This window comes from Rhizobacter sp. P2_H2 (genome assembly GCF_056403375.1).
In genome coordinates, this window is sequence record NZ_JBFUFP010000148.1 from 1 (window position 1) to 8,546 (window position 8,546).

An 8,546-nucleotide genomic window follows, 5' to 3' on the forward strand; every position below is an offset into this window, starting at 1 on the left:
CTCCCGCGCCGTCGCCCGCACCGGCGCCGAGCCCCGCGCCCGCACCGGCGCCCCCGCCGAACCCGGGCGGCACCTGCTACCTCGCCTGGGTGGCTGCCACCGCCTACACCGGCGGCGCGACCGTCAGCTACAACGGCGTGAACTACAAGGCCAACTACTGGACGCAGAACAACAACCCGGCCACCAGCAGCGGCCCCGCCGGCAGCGGCCAGCCGTGGACGGCCGTCGGCAATTGCTCGACCGCCCCGGCACCGGCTCCCGCACCGGCGCCTGCGCCGTCTCCTGCTCCCGCACCGGCCCCCGCGCCGTCGCCGGCCCCGGCACCCGCACCCGCGCCTGCACCGGCCCCCGCGCCGGCCCCGGCGCCCGGCGGTCGCCAGGTCGGTTCCTACTTCACGCAGTGGGGCGTGTACGGCCGCGGCTATGAAGTCGCCGACATCATCTCGTCGGGCTCGGCCAACGCGCTGACCTTCGTCAACTACGCGTTCGCGAACATCTACCAGAAGAACGGCGGCTACGAGTGTGCGCAGGGCATCGACAAGCTCGAGCCGGGCGCGACGAACCCGAACGATCCAAGCGCCGGCACCGGCGGCGACGCCTGGGCCGACTACGGCCGCACGCCGCTGCGCCTGGTCGGTGCCGCGCCGACCTGGGATTCGAAGCTGGCCGGTTCCTTCAACGAACTGAAGGGGCTGAAGGCCAAGTACCCGAACCTGAAGGTGCTGATCTCGCTCGGCGGCTGGACGTGGTCGAAGTGGTTCTCCGCCGCGTCGCAGACCGATGCGCTGCGCAAGCAGCTGGTGAGCTCCTGCCTGAACATCTACATCAAGGGCAACCTGCCGGCGTACAGCGGCAGGGGCGGCGACGGCGTGCTGGCCGGCGTGTTCGACGGCATCGACATCGACTGGGAATTCCCGGCCGTGATCGGCCAGCCGTACAACACCGTGAGCGCGGCCGACCGCCACAACTTCACGCTGCTGATGAAGGAGTTCCGTGCCCAGCTCGATGCGGTGAACGGCAAGCACTACCTGCTGACCGCCGCGCTCGGCTCGGGCAAGGACAAGATCGACGCGACCGAGCCCGGCCAGTACGGCCAGTACATGGACTGGGTCAACCTGATGAGCTACGACTTCCACGGTGGGTTCGAGCCGCAGGGCCCGACCGACTTCCAGTCGAACCTCTATCCGGATCCGTCGGGGCCGAACTACTACGACCCGCTGAAGCCGGGCGTGCGCAGCGTCGCGTCGTACTACAACATCGACGAGGCGGTGGGCATCCTGCTGCAATCGGGCATGCCGGCGAACAAGATCAACCTCGGCATTCCGTTCTACGGCCGCGGCTGGACGGGCGTGGCGAACGTCAACAACGGGCTGTACCAGAAGGCCACGGCGCCGGCGCGTGGCACCTACGAGGCGGGCATCGAGGACTACAAGGTCCTGAAGAGCGCCGCGGGCACGGTGTACGTGCACCCGATCACGAAGCAGAGCTACAAGTTCGACGGCACGAACTTCTGGAGCTACGACACGCCGGAAGTGATCCAGACGAAGATCAACTACCTGAAGTCCAAGGGACTGGGCGGCATCTTCAGCTGGTCGCTGGACGGTGACCTGAACGGCGAACTGATGAAGGCCACGGCCGCCGCGAAGTAAGCCACGGGTGCGGCATGATCCGGTCTTTCGACCCCATGCCGCATTCGTGACTGCATTCGTGAGTTCCCACGCGTTCGACCGCGCCCCCTGGCACGCCGCCGTCATCGACCTCGACGGCACGATGGTCGACACGCTCGACGACTTCGTCGCTGCGCTGAACGCGATGCTGGCCGACCTGGCGCTGCCGCCGGTCGGCCGCGGCTTCGTCGAGCACACGGTCGGCAAGGGCTCCGAGCACCTGATCCGTTGCACGCTGGCCGAGACCGGTGGCGCGGACGATCGCCAAGGCGAGGCCTGGGCCAGCTACCAGCGGCACTACACGCGCATCAACGGCGACCATGCCCGGCTGTATCCCGGCGTGCAGGAAGGCCTGCAGCGTTTGCGCGAGGCCGGCATCCCGCTCGCGTGCCTGACGAACAAGCCGACGGCTTTCGCGCAGGCGCTGCTCGAGAAGAAGCAGCTGTCAGGCTTCTTCAGGCATGTCTTCGGTGGCGATGCGTTCGCGCAGAAGAAGCCGCACCCGCTGCCGCTGCTGGAAACCTGCAAGGCGCTCGGCGTGGCGCCGTCACGCGTGCTGATGCTCGGCGATTCGGCCAACGACGCGCAGGCGGCGCGCGCCGCCGGCTGTCCGGTGATCCTCGTGAGCTATGGCTACAACCACGGCCAGCCGGTGCGCGAGGTCGATGCCGACGGGYTCATCGACCGGATTGACCAGCTGGTGATCGGCTAGTTGTTGCCTGCACCGGCGCCGTTGCCGGTCGCCTGCTTGCCCAGCAGAGCGTCCTTCAGCGCCGAGTCGGCCGGCGAGTGGCCGAGCCAGATCTTCAGCAGCGACGAATAGAACTCGGGTTCCTTGATCGGCTCGTTGGCCGGCTTGCCGTTGACGACGATCACCGTGCCCTGGCCCGGGGTCCAGTCGACGAAGAACGAGTCGCCGGCGACCAGCTTCTTCTTCGCCGAGAACACTTCGCTCAGCTTCAGCGTGCCGGCGATCGACTTCATGAAGTCGTCGCGCGTGGTGTTCTGCTCCATGCCGCGCGTGAACAGCTTGCCGAGCTCGTTCGCGTCGATGTCGCGCAGCATCGTGATGTGCATGCGGCGCGGGCCCGGCGTCGCGAGCACCGCCTCGGGCGTGGTGGCCTTGGCCGTCAGGTACAGGCCGGCGGTGTAGACCTTGAAGATCGCCTTGTAGCGGATGCCGGCGCCGTTGAGCACCAGCCTGGTGTTGCCCACCTGCGCGGTGGGTTCGTAGCGCACGCCTGCCAGTTCGATGGCCTGGGGTTGGGCCTGGGCCTGCGCCAGCAGAGGTGCCGACAGGGCAGCGGCCGTCACGGCCAGCAGGAAGGTTCGACGAATCACGGCAGTCTCCATCTCGTTGTCATCGTGAGCCCGACACCCCAGTATGGGGCGCTCAGGGCAACGCAGGAGTGTCTGACAGTGACAAGGGTGGGTCCATTCATGATTTCACGGACGAACCATCGCCCTCCGGGATGGAATGCCAAGCCTGCTACACTTTTTCGATGTTCATCGCACGCAAGCAAACCAAGGGGTCGAACGACCGGGGAGCCTGGCCCTGGCGGGCCTGATCCGCGTTTGCTTGCCGCGGGCCCGGGGCTCTTGCAGTCCCCGCCCTCCGGCTCCATAGGCCGCCGCGCCCGCCGCACATCGCGCGCCGCGTGCCACCCGAAGAATGCAGTCACCAGGCCGGCCCCCGGGCGCCGCGCCGGGCCGTGGAGGGCCCTCGAACGTGATCACCGAACTTGAATTCAAGAGCCTCGCCTCGCAGGGCTTCAACCGCATCCCGCTGATCGCCGAAGCATTCGCCGATCTCGAGACCCCGCTGTCGCTCTACCTGAAGCTCGCCTACGGCACCGGCAGCGGCAAGCACAGCTTCCTGCTCGAATCGGTGGTCGGCGGCGAACGCTTCGGCCGCTATTCGTTCATCGGCCTGCCGGCGCGCACGCAGCTGCGCGCCACCGGCTTTCGCACCGAGGTCGTCACCGACGGCCAGGTCGTCGAGACGCACGAAGGCARTCCGCTCGATTTCATCGCCAGCTACCAGAAGCGCTTCAAGGTCGCGCTGCGGCCCGGGCTGCCGCGCTTCTGCGGCGGCCTGGCCGGCTACTTCGGCTACGACGCGGTGCGCTTCATCGAGCACAAGCTCGCGAAGACCGAGCTGCCCGGCGGCCTCGACACGCCCGACATCCTGCTGCTGCAATGCGAGGAGCTGGCCGTCATCGACAACCTGTCGGGCCGGCTCTACCTGATCGTCTATGCCGACCCGGGCCAGCCGGAGGCCTTCTTCAAGGCGAAGCGGCGGCTGGCCGAACTCGGCGACAAGCTGAAGTACAGCGTCACCGCGCCGCCGGTGCGGCGCGGCACCTCGCACGCGGTGGAGCGCGAGTTCGCGAAGGAGGACTACCTCGCCGCGGTGCTGAAGGCCAAGGAATACATCGCGGCCGGCGACATGATGCAGGTGCAGGTCGGCCAGCGGCTGAAGAAGCGCTACACCGAATCGCCGCTCAGCCTGTACCGCGCGCTGCGCTCGCTGAACCCGTCGCCGTACATGTACTTCTACGACATGGGCGATTTCCAGATCGTCGGCGCCTCGCCCGAGATCCTGGTGCGCCAGGAGACCACGCCCGAGGGCGAGAAGGTCACGATCCGCCCGCTCGCCGGCACCCGCCCGCGCGGCGCGACGCCGGCGCAGGACAAGGCGCTCGAGGCCGAGCTGAGCGCCGACCCGAAGGAGCGCGCCGAGCACGTGATGCTGATCGACCTGGCGCGCAACGACATCGGCCGCATCGCGAAGACCGGCACCGTGAAGGTGACCGAGGCCTTCACGGTCGAGCGCTATTCGCACGTGATGCACATCGTCAGCAACGTCGAGGGCCTGCTGAAGGACGGCATGACCAGCCTCGACGTGCTGCGCGCGACCTTCCCGGCCGGCACGCTGACCGGCGCGCCCAAGGTGCGCGCGATGGAGATCATCGACGAGCTCGAGCCGGTCAAGCGCGGCATCTACGGCGGCGCCTGCGGCTACCTGAGCTTTGCCGGCGACATGGACGTGGCGATCGCGATCCGCACCGGCATCGTGAAGGACAACACGCTGTACGTGCAGGCCGCGGCCGGCGTGGTCGCCGATTCGGTGCCCGAGCTCGAATGGAAGGAAACCGAGGCCAAGGCGCGCGCGCTGATTCGCGCGGCCGAACTGGTCGAGGAAGGCTTCTGACTCAGCCGGTCGGGCCCTGGTGGAACACCAGGTCCTCGACGGGCTGCCCGCCGACCAGGTGCTGCTCGATGATGCGGTCCATGTTGGCCGGCGTCACGTTGTAGTACCAGGTGCCGTCGGGCTGCACGCACATCACCGGGCCGCCCTTGCAGGCGGCGAAGCAGCTGACGCGGCTGCGCTTCACGCGCAGTTCGCCCTCGTGCAGCCCTGCGGCCTTGAACTTGTCGCCCAGGCTGTCGAACAGGGCCTGCGATTCGCCCTGCTGGGTGCAGCGCGGGCCGGTGCAGATCAGCAGGTGGCGGCGGTAGTCGCCGATCTTGGGCTTGATCACTTCGTCAGTCATGGGCTTGCGCTCCTCGGTGGGTCGTCAGAAGGTGGCTCGCATCGAGACGCGCAGCGTGCGCGGCTCCATCGGGTGCACGAGCCGGCCGTCGATGCCGGCGCCGCCGTTGCAGGCCGGGCCGTCGGCCTTCGAGCAGGCAGCACCCCAGTACTCGATGTCGTTCGCTTCGCGATCGAACAGGTTCAGCACGTCGAGCGTGAACTGCAGCGACGGGCCGGCGCGCCAGCCGGCCTTCAGGTTCGCGGTCCACAGCGACGACGAACGCTGCGTGCCGGTCTCCTCCAGCGCATAGCTGCCGATGTAGCGCCAGCGCAATCCACCGAACCACGCGCCGTGGTCGTCGGCGGCCAGCGCGAACGAGGCCGAGCGCGGGATCGCGTTCGGCACGTGGGTACCGCTGCCCGGCTCCGCCTCCTGCTCGAAGCGCGCACGCGACCAGGCCACGTCGGCATCCAGCAGCCAGCGGTTGACCTGCCAGTCGTTCGACCACTCGACGCCGACGCGCTTCGAGGCCCCCTTCGGCTCGGTCACGCCCGCGTCGCCGACGAACACCAGCTCGGAGGCCAGCTTCACCTGCCACAGCGACAGGCTGGTGTTCCAGCCCGACAGCGGCACCGCGCGCAGTCCGACTTCACTGCCGGTGGCACGCACCAGCGCCGGCACCGGGTCGACGGCCGCGGTCACGCCGCGCACGTCGTTGCTGTGGAAGCCGCGGCCCCAGTTCGCATACAGCTCGGTGCGCAGGGCCTCGCCGAACGGGCCGAAGGCCAGCCCCAGCTTCGGGCTGTATTGATGGGCGCGGGCGCTGCCGCCGTTCTGGAAGTTGTCGGCGCCACCGGTCGGCGTCACGTTCGCGCGCACGGTGTCGACGCGCAGGCCCAGGTCGCTGCGCAGCCACGGCTGCCATTGCGTGCGCGCCTCGGTGTAGAGGCCCAGCAGCGTCTCGCGCACGCGGTCCTCGCGCACGGTGCCGGTCCGTTCGCGGTTCACCGTGTCGTACAGGCCCAGCGTGGCGATGCGGTCGTGGCGCAGCTGCGCGCCCAGCGTCAGCTCGGTCTCGCGGCCGGCCGGAGCGATCGCCCAGTGGCGCGCCACCTGGCCGCCCCACACGGTGCGCTCGTCGGCCTGCTCATGCTGGTCGCCCTGCGGGCCGTTGATGGTGCCGGACGGGTTCGAGAACAGGTTCAGCCCGTAGTCGATCACGTAGGCGCTGACCTGCGTGCGAGTGCTGCCGTCGCTGCCGGCCCAGTCGCCCGACAGGCTGTGGCGGTGCGTGCGCCCGCCGTCGCCCGGCATCAGCTCGCCGAAGCGGTCGATCTCGCCGGAGCTGATCGCGCGCTCGGGCACGTGCTCGGTGGCGTTCCATTCGGCGTGGTACGCCATCGCGGTCAGTGCATGGCCGTCGCGCGCCGTGCCCTCGGACAGGCGCAGCACGCCGTTGACCTTGCGCAGCCGCTCCGGCTGCTGCCACGGGCCGTCGTTGGTCGCGGCCTCGAAGGCGGCCAGCAAGGTCGGGCCGCTGTCCTTGTCCTGGCCGAGTGGCCGGCTGCCCCCGGCGAGCACGCGGCGGAAGTCGTGCGCGCCGACGCTCAGGTCGACCATCGGCGCCGGCAGCGCGCGCTGGTAGTCGATGCGCGCCGAGCCGGTGGTCGCGAAATCGCCGTCCTCGGCCGCGTAGACGCCCTTGCGGTAGCGCATCGCGCCGATCAGCTCGGGGATCAGGAAGTTGAGGTCCATGTAGCCCTGGCCGTGCGCATGGCTCGCCATGTTGACCGGCATGCCATTGACGAAGCTCGCGAAGTCGCTGCCGTGGTCGAGGTTGAAGCCGCGCAGGAAGTACTGGTTGGCCTTGCCGTCGCCGCTGTGCTGCGTGACGGTCATGCCGGGCACCGTCTCCAGCACCTCGGCCGGGCGCAGCAGCGGCCGGTTCGTCAGCTGCTGGGCGCTGACCTTGCCTTCGGTGGCCGAATCGGCAACGCCGATCAGGTCCTGGCCGCGGCCGATGATGATCACGGGGGCCAGGGCGGCAGGGCTGTCCTCGGCCGCGGCCGGGGCAGGGGTGAACAAGTTCATCGCCAGGGCCGTGGCGGCCAGGGCGGGGGGCAGCTTGCGCTGTGGCATCGTTGAAAGCTCGTCGCTGCGCTGCATCCGCATTCCCGCAGATGCCACGCGTGGTGTTCGCCTGGTCGTGGCTGCCGCGCGGGGGCCATCGGCTCGCCTCCGCGCGGGTCTCAGCCCTCCCCCTCGTCGTTGCTCGTGCTGCCGGCGGCGATCTCGACCGGCTCGGCCAGCGTCGCCGCGAGGTAGTCGGCCGGCAGCCCGTGCAGCCGCGCCAGGTCGGCGAGGGTGTGGCCCTCGGCGAGCTGCGCGTGCAGTGTTTCGAGCCAGCCGAGCAAGCCGGTGCTCAGCGAGCGGCCGGCGCGTTCGCCGTCGCGCGTCTCGCCGCCTTGCTCGATGTCGTACTTGTTCGCGTAGCCGCGCGGCGTGACCATCAGCCCGTCGCGCACGAAGGTGTGACTGTTGCCGATCAGCACCGTGCTGAGCATGCCGATCTCGCTGTCGGCCATCGTGTCGAGCGTCGTGAACTCGATGCGCTCGCGGCGCCGGTACGCGCTCTTGACGACGGCCACCGGCGTGTCGGGCCGGCGGTGGCGCAGGAACAGCCGCTGCGCCTCGACGATCTGCCGCGTGCGGCGGCCGCTCTTCGGGTTGTAGAGCGCGACGACGAAGTCGGCCTGCGCGGCGGCATCGAGCCGGCGCGCGATCACCGGCCACGGCGTCAGCAGGTCGCTCAGCGAGATCGAGCAGAAGTCGTGCGTCAGCGGCGCGCCGACGCGGGCCGCGCAGGCGTTGATCGCCGAGGCGCCGGGCACCACCTCGACCTGCACCTCGTCGGCCGGCGTCCAGCCGGCCTGGAACAGCACCTCGTAGGTCGGCCCGGCCATGCCGTAGACGCCGGCATCGCCCGACGAGATCAGCGCGACCTTCTTGCCGGCGCGGGCTGCTTCGAGCGCGCTGACGGCCCGGTCGAGCTCCTCGGTCATGCCCTTGCGCACGACCTCCTTGCCCTCGAGCAGGTCGGCGACCAGCTTGATGTAGGTGACGTAGCCGACGACGACATCGGCCTCGGCGATCGCCTCGCGGGCGCGCTGCGTCATGTGCTCGACGGCGCCGGGGCCGATGCCGACCAAGGTGATCTTGCCGCTCATGCCAGGCTCCCGGTCGGCAGCGTCGCGTTGCTGGAGGTGCGATCGAGCACGGGCGCAAGCCAGCGCTTGAACACCGGCGCGGCGACCACGCCCATCGAGAGCCAGAACAGCGA

At 69.5% G+C, this 8,546-nt stretch carries 7 protein-coding genes; 3 read left to right on the forward strand and 4 right to left on the reverse strand.

What is annotated here, in order from left to right; translation table 11 throughout:
• Together AC1D15_RS11025 and gph are read left to right on the forward strand one after the other, a co-directional pair.
• Positions 1-1,649, forward strand: a 1,649-nt coding sequence (locus AC1D15_RS11025; RefSeq protein ID WP_477825997.1) for a glycosyl hydrolase family 18 protein, incomplete at its 5' end; no start/stop codon positions are given.
• A gap of 121 nt (positions 1,650-1,770) precedes the next feature.
• Positions 1,771-2,379, forward strand: a complete 609-nt coding sequence (gene gph, locus AC1D15_RS11030) for a phosphoglycolate phosphatase (RefSeq protein WP_477826001.1) — start codon at positions 1,771-1,773, stop codon at positions 2,377-2,379.
• On the opposite strand, the gene AC1D15_RS11035 is transcribed toward gph, so the two are convergent.
• Positions 2,376-3,005, reverse strand: a complete 630-nt coding sequence (locus tag AC1D15_RS11035) for a chalcone isomerase family protein (protein ID WP_465114953.1) — start codon at positions 3,003-3,005, stop codon at positions 2,376-2,378. The two genes, gph and AC1D15_RS11035, sit on opposite strands and share 4 nt — an antisense overlap.
• 391 nt (positions 3,006-3,396) lie before the next feature.
• Here AC1D15_RS11035 and trpE point away from each other — a divergent pair, with 391 nt between their 5' ends.
• Positions 3,397-4,881 (forward strand): anthranilate synthase component I, encoded by a 1,485-nt coding sequence (gene trpE, locus AC1D15_RS11040; RefSeq protein WP_477825998.1) that lies wholly within the window; start codon positions 3,397-3,399, stop codon positions 4,879-4,881.
• A gap of 1 nt (position 4,882) precedes the next feature.
• On the opposite strand, the gene AC1D15_RS11045 is transcribed toward trpE, so the two are convergent.
• The 3 genes from AC1D15_RS11045 to cobJ all read right to left on the reverse strand — a co-directional run bounded on the left by AC1D15_RS11045 (position 4,883) and on the right by cobJ (position 8,433).
• A complete protein-coding gene (locus AC1D15_RS11045) occupies positions 4,883-5,224 on the reverse strand; it encodes a (2Fe-2S) ferredoxin domain-containing protein (RefSeq protein ID WP_477825999.1) in 342 nt (113 codons plus the stop codon).
• A 24-nt stretch (positions 5,225-5,248) separates the two neighbouring features.
• Positions 5,249-7,297: a TonB-dependent receptor gene (locus AC1D15_RS11050; protein ID WP_477826000.1), complete on the reverse strand. Its 2,049-nt coding sequence runs from the start codon at positions 7,295-7,297 to the stop codon at positions 5,249-5,251.
• Positions 7,298-7,455: 158 nt separating this feature from the next.
• The gene (gene cobJ / locus AC1D15_RS11055; protein ID WP_465114924.1) at positions 7,456-8,433 is read right to left on the reverse strand and encodes a precorrin-3B C(17)-methyltransferase; all 978 of its coding nucleotides are present in this window, start codon (positions 8,431-8,433) and stop codon (positions 7,456-7,458) included.
• Positions 8,434-8,546: the final 113 nt, after the last annotated feature.